At 51.5% G+C, this 16,518-nt stretch carries 11 protein-coding genes; 7 read left to right on the top strand and 4 right to left on the bottom strand.

The annotated features are described in order from the left end of the window. Positions 1-50 precede the first annotated feature (50 nt). From GBK04_RS16035 to GBK04_RS16020, 4 genes are all read right to left on the bottom strand, one after another. Positions 51-2,423 carry an ABC transporter permease gene (locus GBK04_RS16035; RefSeq protein WP_152761354.1) on the bottom strand — a complete coding sequence of 791 codons (2,373 nt, stop codon included), beginning with the start codon at positions 2,421-2,423 and terminating at the stop codon, positions 51-53. A 67-nt stretch (positions 2,424-2,490) separates the two neighbouring features. Continuing rightward, positions 2,491-4,923, bottom strand: a complete 2,433-nt coding sequence (locus GBK04_RS16030) for an ABC transporter permease (protein ID WP_152761352.1) — start codon at positions 4,921-4,923, stop codon at positions 2,491-2,493. A gap of 122 nt (positions 4,924-5,045) precedes the next feature. Continuing rightward, on the bottom strand, positions 5,046-7,427 hold the full coding sequence (locus tag GBK04_RS16025; RefSeq protein WP_152761350.1) for an ABC transporter permease: 2,382 nt from the start codon (positions 7,425-7,427) through the stop codon (positions 5,046-5,048). Between the two features lie 111 nt (positions 7,428-7,538). After that, positions 7,539-10,016, bottom strand: a complete 2,478-nt coding sequence (locus GBK04_RS16020) for an ABC transporter permease (RefSeq protein WP_152761348.1) — start codon at positions 10,014-10,016, stop codon at positions 7,539-7,541. A gap of 219 nt (positions 10,017-10,235) precedes the next feature. On the opposite strand from GBK04_RS16020, the gene GBK04_RS16015 reads away from it, so the two are divergent. From GBK04_RS16015 to GBK04_RS15985, 7 genes are all read left to right on the top strand, one after another. Then, positions 10,236-11,090, top strand: a complete 855-nt coding sequence (locus GBK04_RS16015; protein ID WP_152761346.1) for a LytR/AlgR family response regulator transcription factor — start codon at positions 10,236-10,238, stop codon at positions 11,088-11,090. A gap of 179 nt (positions 11,091-11,269) precedes the next feature. Beyond that, positions 11,270-11,857, top strand: a complete 588-nt coding sequence (locus tag GBK04_RS16010) for a hypothetical protein (protein WP_152761344.1) — start codon at positions 11,270-11,272, stop codon at positions 11,855-11,857. 24 nt (positions 11,858-11,881) lie between these two features. Continuing rightward, complete coding sequence (locus tag GBK04_RS16005) at positions 11,882-13,024, top strand: serine hydrolase domain-containing protein (protein ID WP_152761342.1); 1,143 nt, start codon at positions 11,882-11,884, stop codon at positions 13,022-13,024. A 166-nt stretch (positions 13,025-13,190) separates the two neighbouring features. After that, positions 13,191-14,237: an SGNH/GDSL hydrolase family protein gene (locus tag GBK04_RS16000; protein WP_373331030.1), complete on the top strand. Its 1,047-nt coding sequence runs from the start codon at positions 13,191-13,193 to the stop codon at positions 14,235-14,237. 101 nt (positions 14,238-14,338) lie between these two features. Beyond that, entirely contained in the window at positions 14,339-15,247 is a 909-nt protein-coding gene (locus tag GBK04_RS15995) for an alpha/beta hydrolase (RefSeq protein WP_152761340.1), read from the top strand. Positions 15,248-15,392: 145 nt separating this feature from the next. After that, positions 15,393-15,812: a hypothetical protein gene (locus tag GBK04_RS15990; protein WP_373331029.1), complete on the top strand. Its 420-nt coding sequence runs from the start codon at positions 15,393-15,395 to the stop codon at positions 15,810-15,812. Positions 15,813-15,858: 46 nt separating this feature from the next. Continuing rightward, positions 15,859-16,431, top strand: coding sequence for a putative glycolipid-binding domain-containing protein (locus GBK04_RS15985; protein ID WP_152761336.1), 573 nt, complete (start codon positions 15,859-15,861; stop codon positions 16,429-16,431). The last annotated feature ends 87 nt before the right edge of the window (positions 16,432-16,518 follow it).

Here is a 16,518-nt window from a genome sequence, read left to right as displayed (position 1 = left end):
GGTTGTTAGATTTTAAGCCAATAGTTGCCGGCTAGTGGCGACTGGCTATTCTATTCTGCTTTAAGGCTCTTCGCCGGATCGGCCACGGCTGCCTTGATGGCCTGAAAACTGACGGTCAGGATAGCGATGAGCAGGGAGATAACTCCGGCTCCGACAAATACCCACGGGCTGATATCGATGCGATATTTATAATCTTCCAGCCATTTGTTCATTAGATAAATGGCTATTGGAGAGGCGATTATGAAGGAAATAAGGATCAGCTTCAGGAAATCCTTTGAGAGCAACACCGAAATGCTCGTGATACTCGCTCCCAAGACTTTCCGAATCCCGATTTCCTTGATGCGGTTGGCAGCCATGTAAGCCGAAAGTCCGAATAAACCCAGGCAGGAAATCAGAATCGTCAGCCCCGCAAACAACGAGGCCAAAGTACCAGTACGTTGGGTATTTTCGAATTTTTTCTCGTAGGCATCGTCGACAAAATGATACTCAAAGGGGTAGGCCGGATTGTATTCTGCCAATACTTCCTCCACAATTTTCAACGCATCGGCGGTCGATTTGGCCGGATTCAACTTGACGTGCATCATGTTAAACCAGCTCGCAGGTCCCATAATCAGCATGGGACCGATGGGCTCATAGGGAGAATTGATGATAAAATCCTTTACAATTCCCACGATCTGCAAATCACGTCCATCCCCCTTGACGATTTGTCCTATCGGGTCTTTTAAACGCATTTTCTTAACGGCGGTTTCATTCAATAAAACAGCGTTAGAGTCTGAAGGGTACGTGTAAATATCGATGTCGCGGCCAGCAACCAACGAGGTACCGATGGCTTTGGTAAAGTCTGCATCCGAACTGAATCGTCCAAAATCCATTTTTTTATCTGCTTCAGTACTTCCCGGCCACGAAAAGCCCCAGCTATCGCTCCATTGCTCTGTAATCGGGCTCATGGATTTTGTGACGGCTACGGCTCCCCCTTTTTCTACCAGAGCCTGTCTGATGGCTCTGAAATGTTTGTCCAGTTCACCCTGCAAACCGATATAAATAAGACTTTCCTTATTATACCCCATTTCCCGGTCCTGCGCGTACTTTATCTGCTGCCGGATGATGAGCGTAGAAATGATGAGTAAAATCGCGAAAGTAAACTGGGTCACTACCAGCACTTTCCGGGGGTCCAGCGCCTTTCCGATGGGTCTTCCTTTTCCTTTCAGTACCTTGACGGGTTGAAAAGAAGAAAGAAAAAAAGAAGGGTAGCTGCCCGCTATTATTCCCGTAAAAAGGATGAAACCGATCAGTTGAAGATAAAAAAACGGATCTGCAAAATTCAGGTACAGGTGCTTATCCACCAACTTGTTAAAGGCAGGAATACTGATCTGGACCATTAAAACCGCCAATAGCCCCGCAAACAAGGCCAACAAAACGCTTTCGCCGATAAACTGCAAAATCAGGGAGGATTTCAGCGCCCCGACCACTTTTCGTATGCCCACTTCTTTGGCCCGCTTTTCGCTGCGGGCCGTACTCAGGTTCATGAAATTAATGCAGGCGATCAGCAGAATAAAGGCAGCGATGATTCCGAATAGCCGGACAGTGACGATTCTGCCCTCCACTAATTGGCCGTTTTCGCTCTTCCCATACAGGTACGTCTGGCTTAGCGGATAGGCAAATACTTCGGTCGTAGAGCCATCCTGATCCTTACCTTTGGTATGGTCGATGGTAATGGTCCGTACCTTCCCGTTGAAGCGGTCGACCGTGGTGTTCTTTTTCAGCAGGACATAGGTGTTCACTGAGTTATTTCCCCACCATTCATCGTCCCATCCCAGCTTTTTGAAATAAGCCCAGGGCAGGTAATATTCCGCCTGAAAACGGGTGTCGTTTCGTGGATTTTCCAAAACGCCCGTTACGGTAAAATTGTCTTTGTTATCGATCCTGATGGTCTTACCGATGGCTTCTTCCTTCCCAAAAAAACTTTCAGCTAGTTCTTCCGTGATGACAATGTTATAGGGATCATCGAGGGCCGTGGACGCATTGCCGAACTTCATGGGCAAATCAAAGACTTCCAGAAACGTGGAGTCTACAAAGGCCCCGCTTTTCTGAAATTTCTTCTCATCCAGGGTTAATAGAAAATTCGACCCGGACAAGCGCACGGCATCTTCTACTTCGGGATAATCCTTTTTTAGAAAAGAAGCCATGATCTTGGGCGTATTATTCCAGGCCCATTTTTCTCCGCTGAATGTATCCCGATTGTACATCAAATACAATCGGTCCGATTTGGCATAGTTTCGGTCGAAACTCATTTCGTTCTGAATCCAGAGTATAATCAGGATAGCCGCCGCCATCCCCACCGCCAGACCGATGATGTTCAACAGTGTAAAAGATTTGCTTTTTACAAGATTTCGCCACGCGATTTTCAGATAGTTTTTGAGCATACGAGATATAGATAATAATTCGATTGGGTTTCAGGAAGTAGGCAAAAACCACTTTCTAGTGCTTCTGTTACTCAGACCGTAAACTCTTCACCGGATTCGCCACTGCCGCTTTTACGCTTTGAAAACTCACCGTTAGCAACGCGATGCCCACGGCCAGGACTCCCGCCAACGCGAACACCCACCAGCCGATGTCGATTTTGTAGGCAAAATCCTGCAACCAGAAATGCATGGCGTACCAGGCAATGGGTGAAGCGATGACGATGGCGATGGCGACTAATTTCAGGAAATCTTTGGAAAGCAATGCTACAACACTGGTCACAGAAGCACCCAGTACCTTACGGACACCAATTTCCTTGGTACGCTGCTCGGCCGTGAAGGTGGCCAGTCCGAACAGCCCCAGACAGGCGACGAAGATCGTCAGGCCCGCGAAAAGACCGAGGATTTGGCCCGTTTTCTGTTCGGCGCGGTAGGTGGCGTTGAAGTTTTCTTCCAAAAACGAATACTCGAGGGGTTCGTCCACCACCAGGGTCTTCCATTGTTTTTCTACCGAAGCAATAAGAGCGGGCAGATCGCGGGTCTTTACTTTGGCCAGGATCGCGCCGCCGTTATTGCCCAGCGTCATCATCAGCGGTGTGATGCGCTCGTGCAGCGATTTGAAATTGAAGTCTTTCACTACGCCGATGACGTGGTAGGTGGTTTTGGTACCCTCATTGTTAGGCCGGGTTACGGTATGGTCGATGGCGTCGTTCCCCCAGCCCATTTCCCGGGCTGCCGTTTCGTTCAGGATAATAGCCGAAGAATCGGTACCGAACTCTGGCGAAAAATTCCGGCCGGCGGCCATAGTCATACCCAGCGTCGGAATGTAGTTCTCGTCCACATCGTAGCGAATGCCCTTCGTGAATTCCTTGTCCCTGTCGTCGCCGTAGACCGTAAAATTATTGTTGAACGAAGGCCCGGCGGGAACATAGCCCGAAACGGTCACGTCCACGACCCGTGAATCCTGCAAAAGTTGCTTTTTAAACAGTTGCTCGTTTTGTCCCAGGCGGTAGGTACCCTGCAAGACAAGTACCTGATCTTTGTCGTAACCCAGCTTGACATTTTGAATAAATTTCAGTTGCTGATACACCACCGTCGTGCCCACGATGAGGATGATGGAAATGCAAAACTGCACCACCACCAGGGTACCCCGCAAGCCGATGCTTCGACGCCCCCGGGAAAGATTGAGATGGGTTCCTCCTTTCAACACAGAAATGGGTTTGAAGGAAGAGAGGAAAAATGCCGGATAGCTACCCGCCAGAATCCCCACGACCAGACCCAAAAGCAACAAACCGGGCAATAGCCAAGGTACTTTAACGAAGTTTAGCGTCAGGTTTTTGTCGGCGAGATCATTAAAAAACGGCAAAGCCAGCCATACCAAAACAACCGCGAGTACCAGGGCTACGGCGGTCAGCAGCAGGGATTCGAGCAAAAACTGACCGATCAGGGTACCTTTTACCGAACCCATGACTTTGCGGATGCCCACTTCCCGCGCCCGCTTCGATGCCCCGGCGGTGCTGAGATTCATGAAATTGATGCAGGCGATCAACAGCATGAACAGCGCAATAGCACCGAAGATATAGACGTAACGCACATCACCGGACGGCCCCAGATCGTAAGCAAAATCAGAATGCAGGTGAATGTCGGTCAGTGGCTGAAGCTGCAAACCCAGCTCATTGCCCTGCTCGCGAAATTGGGCGTAGTTCATGCCGAAGGCCTGCTTGATTTCCGGCCCCATGTACTTTTCCACCACCTGCGGGAGTTTGGCCTGTAATTTTCGGTAGTCGTAGCCATCGGGCAGCAGCAGGTAGGTGTAAAATTCCGACTGCATCCAGGAATTTACCTGGGCTTCGGCCAGGCCCGCCATCGAAATCAGGAAGTCGAAATGAAAATGCGAATGGGTCGGCATATCGGCCATCACGCCCGTCACTTCAAGTACTTCGTCGTAATTTTTGGTTTTGAGAATTTTACCGACCGGGTCTTCGTTGCCAAAGTACTTTTGGGCCATTTTCTCCGAAATAACCAGGGTATTCGGTCGAAGCAAAGCCGTTTTGGCACTACCCTTCACCAGGGGAAAAGTGAACACCCGCAGGAAGTTGGAATCTACAAAGGCCACGCCGTATTCTTTGAATACCTTGTCGTCTTTGGCCAGCTTAAAGGCTATGGCCTGCCGCAGTCGCGTGGCTTCCAGCACTTCGGGGTACTCGCGCTGTAAGGTTTTGGCCGTGGGCGGCATGACGGTAGCTTCGTTGATCTTGTTGCCGCTCATGTTGGCCTTGAACGTGACCCGTACGATGCGGTCGGCTTTCTCGTGGAAGCGGTCGAAGCTCAGCTCGTCCAGCACAAACAGGCCGATGATCATGCAGGTAGCCAGTCCAAAAGACAGTCCGACAATATTGATGGCCGAAAAAGCCTTGCTGCGCAAGAGGTTCCGGTAGGCGATTTTGAGGTAATTTTTTAGCATGGCTCTTCTTTTGGTTTGGTTTTCGGGGCTAAAAGGATAAAGGCAAATGGTTAAAGGCACATCAAAAGGGAATCAGAGAATACCGTTTGATATGCTGTCGGGTGGAAACACCCGACATAGCTTCACTCGCTGCGCAACGACTTCACCGGATTCATTAAAGCGGCTTTCACGGCCTGGAAACTCACCGTCAGCACTACGATTAAAGTAGCCACAAGCAGGGTGAGCAAGAACACGCCCCCTCCGATGGATACGCGATACTCATAATCCGTCAGCCATTCTTCCATGGCGTACCAGCCAATGGGTGTAGCGACGGCAAACGCTATGAACATCAAGGCCATAAACTCTTTGGTGAGTAGTTGAACGACACTTCCCACCGTGGCACCCAGTACCTTGCGGATGCCGATTTCCTTAGTTCGCTGCTGGGCGGTGTGGGCGGCCAGGCCGAACAAGCCCAGGCAGGCTATAAAAATAGTCAGCCCGGTGAACAGGCCGGTCAATGATCCGATCCGTTGCTCCTCGGCAAATTTTGCGTTGTACGAATCATCCACAAAAGTGTATTCAAACGGAGAGCCAGGATTACGCTTTTTGAATATCTGTTCCACGGCTGCCAGATTTTCTGTCGTGGCATTCCGGGAGTCAAGCCTCAGGGTAACCCATTGATGTGGCAAAGAACCGCTTGGTCCTTCGATTATTACCGGCTTAATGGCTTGGTAGGGCGAATCAAAAATGAAATCCTGGACGACACCCACTACATGCCAGTCCTGGTCCTGGAAGTGTACCGTAGTACCGATGGGTACCTCCATACGCATGGTTTTCACAGCGGTTTCGTTCAGCAGGATCGCCGTGGAATCGGAAGGGTACTTGCCCACATCGATGTCCCGGCCGGCCAGCAGCCGGGCTCCCGTGGTTTTCAGGAAATCTGCATCCGTCCCAAACAGGTCAAACTCGATATCCTTATCTTTTTTGGTACTGCCGGGCCAGGCCACCCCCCATTGGCGGGTATTAAGTCCGGTAATGGGGCCCAGTGATTTGGTCATAGAGACCACGGCCCCGTTGCTCAGCAGTTCCTGCCTCAAGGTACCATAATGCTTTTCCAGATCGCCCCCCAAAGTCGTATAGATCAAATTGCTCTGATCATATCCCCGCTCCCGGCTTTGGGCGTACCTGACCTGCTGCCTGATTATGAGAGTGGAAATAATCAGGACAATGGCAAAGGTGAATTGTAGCACCACCAATCCCTTGCGGGGCGAAAAAACCGACCTGGCCTCCCGGTACGCACCCTTCATTACTTTCACGGGCTGAAAGGAGGACAGAAAGAAGGCCGGGTAGCTCCCCGCCAGCAGCCCCGTAAACAGCACAAAGCCAACAGCCACGACCCAGAAGTACCCCGACCCGATATCCAGCGTAAGTTGCTTGGCCGTTAAATTATTGAAGGCGGGCAGACTAGCCCAAACGAGCAATCCGGCCAGGAGGCCGGAGATAAAAGTCAGTAAGACCGACTCGCTGATGAACTGAATCACCAGGGAGAATTTCTGCGCACCGGCTACCTTGCGGATGCCCACTTCTTTGGCCCGCTTCTCGCTTCGGGCCGTACTCAGATTGACAAAATTGACGCAGGCGATCAATAGGATAAAAGCGGCAATGATCCCAAACAAACGTACTGTGGCGATCCGGCCCTCCACCAACTTTCCGTTTTCTATTTTTGAATACAAATGCCACTTGCTGGCCGGATGCAGGAAAATTGCCCGCTGCGAAACATCGTCCAGTACTCCTTTCAGATGAGCCGCGGTCACGTACCTGATTTTCGCATTGACGCGATCGACCTGCGCGTCTTCCCGCAACAGCACGTAGGTTACGTAGTTGTTGGAAGTCCACTCGTCCGATCCCCAACCCAGTGCCTGGAAGTAAGACCAGGGCAAAAAATATTCGGCATCAGCAAATTGTGTGTTGTTGGGCAAATCTTCCAGGATACCACTTATGGAGAAATTGTCCCGATGCTCGACCTGTATGGTTTTTCCGATCGCATCGGTGGTACCATACAGCTTCATGGCCAGCGATCGGGTAATAACAATGCCGTTATTTTGGGAAAGGGAATAGTCGGCGCTGCCGCTGAGGAAAGGAAAATCGAATAAATGGAAAAACGTAGAGTCGGCAAAAGCGCCGTGGATGTTCAGATGCTTCTCATTGGCGGACAAGAGCAGCGTGGGCGAAATGTACCGTGCGGTATTTTCAATATCGGGGTAGTTTGCTTTCAGTTCCGGCGCCAAAGGGATAGGGGTACTTCCCCAAACCGTGGGTTCGCCACTGAACACATCCTGATTGTACACCTGAAACAGCCGGTCGGTTTTGGGGTAAAATCGATCGTAAGTCAGCTCGCTCTGTACCCAAAGAAAAATGAGCACGGAAGCGGCCATGCCCACGGCCAAACCGACCCCATTGATGAAGGTGTATTCTTTGGCCCGGATCAGATTCCGCCAGGCAATTTTCAGGTAGTTGGAGATCATGGCTTATTTTTGGGTTAAAAGATAAAAGGGGAGCGGTCAATGGCAGGTCAAAAGGAAGTCAGAGAATACCATTTAACCGTTTGGCGTTGACCGTTAACCGAAAGCAAAATATCACTCACTCCGCAGCGACTTCACCGGATCCATCAGGGCGGCTTTGATACTTTGAAAACTCACGGTCAGCAACGCGATGGCGACTGCCAGACCACCCGCCCCGGCGAAGTACCACCATTCCAGGTCGATTTTATAGGTAAAGTCCGCCAGCCATGCATTCATGGCGTACCAGGCAACAGGCGTAGCGATGACAATGGCCGCGATGACGAGTTTAAGAAAATCCGAGGAGAGCAGCGATACGATACTGGCCACACTGGCTCCCAGCACCTTACGCACGCCGATCTCCTTAATGCGGCTTTCGGCGGTATAAGCGGCCAGCGCGAACAGGCCCAGACAACCGATGAACAACGCCAGGCCCGTCAGGATACTCAGTACGGAACCCATCCGGGCTTCGGAACGGTAAAGGCGGGCAAAGGTAGCATCCAGAAAATCATACTCGAAAGGTACCTCCGGCACAGCCTTATCCCAGAGGGCGGCGGCTTTCTCGACGGCCTGTTTCTCACTACCGGGACGCACCCGCAAGGCGATGTACGAGGCCCAGGTTTGGTAGGTTTTGGACGCTTCGTGGAAAAGCGCCATGGGTTCGATGGCCGTGCGCACCGACGCATCATTAAAATCGCGCATGACGCCGACTACCTGAAAACGCTGATTGGCATTGCCCGGATAACGCAGCCATTTTCCGATTGGATCTTTCCAGCCAATGGCCTTGACGGCAGTCTCGTTCAGGATTACCGATGCCGAATCGCTGACCGAATGGGGGCGGAAGTTCCGTCCCGCCAGGATTTCGATGCCCAGGGTAGGCACAAAATCGGCGTCGGTCAGGAATGAACCCATGGGCAGGCTGGAAACAACGGCATTCTTTTGGTCGCCTTGTTCGGGTTCATAAAAGTCGCCAAAGCTACCCAGCGATGGCAAAAAAGTAGAATGCGTAGCATCCAGCGCTTCGGGTAGGTTGGCCAGTTGCTGCCGGAAAGCCTCCCGCGCCGAGGGCGACGTGAAGTGGCGCGCATTCTCGATCACCAGCACATGCTCGCGATTCAGGCCCGGCGTTTGTTTTTGGGCAAATTCCAATTGCTGAAATACGACAAACGAGCCCAGCATCAGGACGATGGAAACTGCAAACTGAAACACGACGAGTCCGCTCCGTACCGATACCAATCCGCCCCGGCTTCTTCGCCCGGCGGATTTGAACATCTCGATGGCCTTGAATCGCGACAAATAAAAGGCCGGATAAAGTCCACCGAGCAAGCCCGTTACAAGGGGCAGCAGTACCACAAACCCCATACTTTCCGTTGAAAAGAGGTCGCCGGGCAGTAGCGCGAGTCCCGTCAGATTGTTATAAAAGGGCAGCATCACACTCGCCAGCAAGGCAGCCAAAAACATGGCACCCCCACTCAGCAGCACTGACTCGACCAGAAACTGCGCAACCAACGCGCTCCGCTGCGAACCGAGGGCCTTACGTACCCCTACCTCCTGCGAACGTTTCATGGAGCGCGCGGTAGATAAATTCATGAAATTAACGCAGGCCAGCAGCAAAATCAGACCACCAATGATCGCAAACATCCCCACCTGCTCACCGTCGCCGAGCGTGGTCAGTCGCGAGGTAAGTCCGGTGTAGCCCAAATGCAGCTTTTCCAGGGGCAAGAGTTTTACATCGAGACGGTCGCCATTGTCAAGGTTTTTGGTCAAATCCTGCCCGATCCGGGCGTAGGCGGCGGGTGCATAGGTACGTACCATGGCCGGGAACTTCTTTTCCAAAGTAGCCAGTGCTTGCTCGGTGACGGGCTGCCGCAGCCGCACCCAGGTATCGACCTGCAACCAAATCCAACTCCACGAAAAACGCTCCACTACCGAAAAATTGGTCATGGAAGCCAGAAAGCCGAACTGTACCGTAGAGTTAGTGGGTAGGTCCCGCACGATTCCCGTTACCTGGTAGGGGTTGTCGTTCAGTTTTAACGACTGGCCCAAGGCGGTTTGTTCGCCAAAATACTTCCGCGCCATACTCTCGGTCAGCACCACGCTGCCGGGTTTGTCGAGGGCCGTGCGGGGATCGCCCGCTACCATCGGAAAACCGAACAATTCCAGAAAAGCCGTGTCGGCGGCCATCGCGTTGTTATATTCATTGAAAGTCAGGGGCTCTTTGCCATTCATAGCTTCCCGCTGCACCACCACGCTACCCAAATTGAAGGTACGGGCGGCCATTTCGATCTCGGGAAAATCCTCGACCAGCCTCGCCCCCACGGGCGGCGGCGTGTTGGTGGTAAAAGCTTCCTGGTCGCCCATTTTGATATCGAAGGCTACCGCGCAGACGCGATCGGCATAAGGCAGGAAAGTATCGAAACTTCTTTCGTGAATAACGTAAAGTCCAATGAGCCAGCAAGCCGCCAGGCCCACCGCCAGGCCCGTGACATTCACCAGCGAAAAAAAAGGTTGCCGCCGGAAGTGGCGAAGGGCGATTTTGAGGTAGTTGGTTAGCATGGGCGTATCGGGAATGATCCAGTGATTTTGCTTATGAAATAATTATACCAAAAACTATAAGTCTTATGAATCAGATACTTACAAGCAAGTTATCCTGAAAACTGTCCGCTATCGGACGATGACTGGTCACAGGCGGACAGGAAAAAATCAGCGACACATCAAAATTTCCTTGTCAAAGAATGCAGTTGCTTTGTAAGTTTATTGGCTATTTACCCCTCTATGCAGTATCCCGACACCTGGCCGCGTCTGGTAGGCATCCCGATTTGGGCCTTCTTTTTTCGCTTCATTGGCGATATCACGCCGCTAGGACAGCTACTTAGTAGTCCTCAGTTCTATCTGGATGTGCTGGTGGTGATGGGTGTCACCGCGCTGCTTTGGGAGGCCAACCGCTTCCTCATCCGCTATCTCGATCGCCGGTATTCGTGGGCTACTCAGGCATTCCAGCGGCTTTTCGTACAGGGAGGTATTGCCTTTGGCAGCACCGCCCTGATTATCGCCCTGTTCAGCTTTGTGTATAATGATCTGGTACTGCACCGTTCGGCGCAGATCACCCTCAGCATTGTGATTGCCAACGACGTACCCATTGGGCTGATGTTCATCCTGATCTTGCACATGGGCTACACTATGTACTGGCTGCTGAACTACCATCGCACCAGCGTAGCCGGGCTCAAGCTACGGATTGCCGAACTCGAAGGTACTTCTCAGATTGCACCGCCGGCTCCCGAAAAGCAGGGTACCAAGATCCTACTGGTCAATCAGGGAAAAGGCTATGTCCCATTGATGACCGAGCAGGTCGCGTATATCTTTGTCACGAACGAAACCAGCATTGTCAAGACGCACGACAACCAATCGTTCACGATCGACGCTACCCTTGAGCAGCTTATTGAGCGGTTGCCGGCCAGTGATTTCTTTCGGATCAGCCGTCAGTTCATCGCCAGCCGCAGCGCCATTCGCAAAGTGGAGAACGACGGTTCGGGCCGGGCGTTACTGACGCTGCATCCCAAACCCGCCGAAGAGGTAGCGGTGAGTCGGCGTCGGGTAGCGGAGTTCCGCCAATGGCTGAGCGAATCCTGAGCAGAGGTACCTTGATTCAATCATTTTTAGCCAATCCTGAAGGTACCTCATCCTACCATTCAAGGTCGGTACCTCACCACTCACCGCTTTTTGCAGGCCACTGAGCCGTCCCCAATTTTAAGCACCTTGTGGCTGACGTTACTTTTGCGCCCAATTAGTAAACTCAAAAACAAGTACTTATGAAAAAATCAATTCCACTCCTCTTCCTGGCCGGGAGTCTGAGTGTCCAGCTTTCGCTGGCTCAGGTACCCCGCCCCGACCGAGCGCCTTCGGGTCCTCCGCTGACCATCTCTGTTTTCTCGGAATCCATCAGTCTGCCTACTTTGGCCCACCTGCAGAAAGGCGGAATCGGGATCAAGGTAGGCACCGAACTGTACTACCGCAACCGACCGGGCTCGCAGACGTTTCAGAGCATCAATCTGGGGTACTATCATCATCCCGGCGTTCAAAGCGGACTCTTTGCTAGTACCGAAGTAGGCTACCGCAAGTACTTTGGGGCGGTGTACGCCGAGGCAAGCCTGGGCATGGGTACCCTGCTGTTGCACCCGGTGGCGCCTTCTTACGAGCGGTCCAGCCCGGATTTCCCGAAGGCCGCAGCTTACCAGTTCAAACTGATGCCTTCCGCCAGACTGGGAGCCGGGTATCGCTTCCGGAATCGTACTTCGGTATTTACCCGTTACGAGCTGTTTGGCGAAATGCCGTTCAGTCAAATTCTCTTACCCCACCAAGCACTGCATGTAGGGGCCAGGGTACCCTTTCTCAATTAATTGATCCAGTATCTATTTATAGCCATGAAAACAACTTATTTCCGGTTCGCGCTGGCCACTTTGTGCCTGGCGCTGACTGCCTGTGAATCCACCGACATTCCCCAGCCCACCCTTGATGCCGCTCCTGACTTTTCGGAACACGCGCAGCACGCCACGTATCAGAAAGCCGTGGAAGATTACGCCGGCACGAACCGAATTCCGGGAGCCGTGCTAGCGATTAAAAAAGAAAATGCACCGCTCTGGATCGGTGCCACGGGGTACTCCAACCTGGAACACCACACCACCATGCAAGTCAATACGCCATTCAGGGCGGGAAGCATCGCCAAAACGTTTGTGGCGACCGCCGTAATGCTGTTGAAAGATGAAGGCAAGTTCGGACTCGATGACAAGCTCGCCGACCTGCTACCCGCCAGCAAAGGACAGATTCCCCAGGCCGAACAAATCACCCTGCGCCAGCTTCTGGCCCATACCAGTGGAATCTTCGACCCGACCAATGACGACACGCAGTACCAGCTGGATCTTGTAAATAATCCCGCCCGGCGCGGTGCCATGACGCCCGATGAAGTACTGAGAAGGTACGTATACGGCCGTTCGTTACTCTTCGAGCCGGGGGAACGATTTAGTTATTCCAATTCCAACTATATGCTCATTGGAAGAATCATTGAACAGCAGACGGGAAAATCGCTGCAAACGGTACTGGATGAACAAATCATTCAGCCTTTGGGGCTAACAGGTACCTACCTCGAAAAGCGCGACGACCGTAACGTGGCCCGGGGATATGCCGATTTTTACGCCAATGACAAATTGATGGACGTCACGGCGCTGGACCGCGCCGAAGCCGACGGTGGAGCGTACGGTGGGCTTATTTCGACGGCAGCGGATCTGTTCCGGTTCAGCGAGGCGCTTTTTGGTGAAAAACTCGTCGGCCCCGCTGCGTTACAGGAAATGCTGACCCCCTACCCCGTCCGGCAGGGTACCACCACCTACGGCCTGGGCGTGGACCAGTGGGAGTCAGAAATACTGGGAACAGGCTATGGGAACAACGGTACCCTCGCGGGTACCGAAGCCAACGTCTTTTATTTTCCTCAGAAAAAGGCCACGTTCGTGCTGATGGCCAACTTCGGCAGCGGTACCCGCAAGGGCTTTCTGGACAGCCTGCTCGACTGATGGTGTTTTTGTGGAAGGGAGAATTGGCCTCCCCTTTCCACAAAAATCAAGGTTTCTTTCCTTGTAAGGTACCCTAAGACGGGCATTTGATGAGGAGGCCGAAGAGTTTCTGGAATGGTTTTTTTGAAGAGATGCCCAACACAAAACCATACTCTTTCAGAAAGAAATGATTGATAACCAGATTCCTGATTCGCACACTGAAAATCCGGCGAACCTGCTAAGCCGCAGGCGCTTTTTTTACCAATCCGGACTTGCGGTTTTTACCACAGCCTTTTTAGCATCCTGTGGTAAAATGGCAGACGATGTACTTCCCGAAACCGAGACTCCTGAACCCGACAAAGAAGTAGTGCCGGACCGGGATAAAACCCTGGCCTTTTTCGGGGATAGCCTGACCATCGGCGCGGGAGGTACTGCTCCGTATGGCAATATGGTTGGGGCTGCTCTGGCCAGCCGGCCCGTGGTGAGTGATGGGATTGTGGGGCAGGGAGCGGCCAGCATTGCCGTCAGGCAGGGAGGTACCCCACTGAAAATAACCGTGGAAGGCAACAAACTGGATAGCATCAAGCCGATCAAGATTACCAAACTGAGCAATCAGTTTCTGTCTACCCCTTCCCGCAATGAAGAATACAGCCGAAAGGGTACCATCCTCGGGGTGCGTTGTACCATCCGGCGGATACCCAGTGGGGCCGACGGCGAAATGTATACGATCACACCGGATACGGTGAGCACGATCGATATTCCGGCCGATTCGGAGTTTGTGCTGGAAGATGCGGCCAAGCTCAAAACCGCCACGCAGGTCCTGTGGTACGGCCGGAACAACATCGGAAAACCGGGTGCCGAAGAAGAAATCCTGTCGTCGCTGGAAAGCTCGATCGCCTACATCACCGCGCCCGCCCGATACGTCGTGCTGGGGGTACTTACCGAGGCAGACGAGAACAAAGGTTCTGAGAATTACAACCAGGTCATCGCGATCAACGAAAAGCTGGCGGCCAAATACGGCGACAAATACGTGAAAATGACTCCGCCGACCGACGCAGAAATGGCTGCGATCAGCTACAAGCCGACACCCGAAGACCTGACCGATCTGGAAAACCTCAATTTCCCGAGGGGCATGCGGGCCGACATCACTTCTGACGACATCCACCTGAATGACAAGGGGTACCAGATTGTCGCCAACCGGGTGATCGAAAAGCTGAAGGCGCTCAAGTACTAGCGCCTGCCTCTTCATTGGTAGTTTACAAAGGGTAAGTCATACGTAAAGAAAGCAGGGCAAGCTGGTGAGTATACCAAAAAAGCTCCCTGCTTTCTTTACGTATGACAAAACTCAATCTTTCCCTCGTTCTTCTGTTGCTGGCTGGCAGCGTTAAAGCGCAGCAGATTATCCCGTTGTATACGGGTACCATTCCCAACGCGACCTCCTACACGATGCAGGAAATTGCCACCGAAAAAGACGGTAGGGTAGTTTGGTACCGTAAGGTGTCAAAACCTACCCTCACGATTTTTCTGCCCGCGAAAGAGAAGGCCAGCGGAGCGGGCGTGATCCTTTTTCCAGGCGGTGGCTATTCGGGAGAAAGCTACGAGGCAGAGGGTGTTCGCATTGCCGAAACGTTTATCGCTCATGGTGTCGCCGCCTTTGTGGTCAAGTACCGGCTGCCCAGCGACTCGATCATGGTCGATAAAAGCATTGGCCCCCTGCAGGATGCCCAGCGGGCTATCCAGGTAGTACGGGAGCGGGCCGCCGAATGGAACCTCTCTCCGGACAAAATCGGGATTATGGGCTTTTCGGCAGGTGGGCATCTGGCCGCCACGGCCGGTACCCATTTCAACGAGCCGGTAATCGGGAATCCAAATGCGACCGATCTGAGGCCCGATTTCATGATTCTGGTGTATCCGGTCATTTCGATGACCGAAGTACCCGCCCACAAAGGATCGAGAGCGAATCTGCTGGGGGAGAATCCTACGGCGGCCCAAATCGAACGGTTTTCCAACGAGCTGCACGTCACGATCCAAACCCCACCTACCTACCTGACGCACGCGGGCGATGATACCGTGGTGGACGTGGACAATAGTATCGCGTTTTACGAAGCCCTCCGGCATCACAAGGTACCCGCCGAGATGCACCTTTATCCCAACGGCAACCATGGGTTTGTGCTGAAACTACCTACCGAAGAATGGATGGTACCTCTGTTTACCTGGATGAAGGGGAATGGTTGGGTGAAGTAGGGTACTGTTAGTGGTTTGGTAATTAGTTAGACTATATTTAAGAAAATATTCACGCAATCAATTCTAAAAAATGGGCCACTACAAAGCAAACTCCACGAACTCCAGAAATTTCAGTCTGACAACAGAAAACACTAAAATTGGAGAATTGAAGTACACGACCTGGTATTCGTTTAAGGCTGAAATACAGTTGGCCGACTACTCGACCTATCAACTGGAACCCAAAGGGTTTTGGGATCAAAAAATTGAATTAAGAAGAGAAGAAGAAACCCTATTGGAATTCAAAATGGGTTGGAAAGGAATTGTTATTGAAACCAACTTCAATGGACGTGAGAAAAATTATCTGTTGAAACTGAAAGGGTTACTGAGCAGTAGATTTATACTGATTGATTCCGAAGAAAATGAGGTTCTGGCAGTTGACACTGATTTCAAGTGGAGTAAATTGAATTTTGAATACAACATTGAAACTACCATAGAATTCGACACTGTGAAAAACAAGGACCTCATGCTGTTGACTATTCTGCACTGTATAAACTATTATCTGACCGTTATCAATGGTGCTGCTTAAACGAAATACCTGAACCGCTAATACATTAGTAGTAGTTATAATACTTATGCAGACGAATCTTCTTTGGACTGGGCTCGAATACTATTCTTTAGAGAATTGTTTAGTGAGCACTTCAGAGGTTGGGTCAGAAATCACATCAACTGTTATTGGGCAGTACAATAAGAAAATCTACCGAGTCGAATATCTTATTAAAACAAACCTCCATTGGGAAACAGTATATTTTGAAATAAATAGCCGTCATAGCGATCAAACCCAGGTCATAATAATGGAGGGGAATGGCAAGGGTAGTTGGTCAACCAACGGTCAGCGAATAGAGCAGTTCGAAGGATGCATTGATATTGATATTCCACTGACACCGTTCACGAACACTTTGCCGATCAACCGACTTCAATTAAGGCCAAAAGAGGCGCAGGAAATTCAGGTGATTTATCTCGATCTTTTAGAACACCAGATAAAGCCGGTTCGCCAACGATATATTCGACTTTCGAACCAAGAGTATCATTATGAGAACGTTCCAAATGATTTCGAAGCAGTTATTCAGGTAGACGAGTTGGGCTTGGTGATTAATTATCCATCTCTTTTTACGAGAACAGCCACCTTGCGGACAAACTACCGCTGACACAGTTCCCCAAAATACAGGCGGAAATATAAGTGATGAGCAGGGTAAATCTACCTGTCGCAATCAGCCACTACCATTGTCGCCTTC

Source organism: Salmonirosea aquatica (assembly GCF_009296315.1).
Taxonomy (GTDB): Bacteria; Bacteroidota; Bacteroidia; order Cytophagales; family Spirosomataceae; genus Salmonirosea; species Salmonirosea aquatica.
Note: the sequence above shows the minus strand (reverse complement) of the source record. Positions and strands in the feature narration are given on the sequence as shown.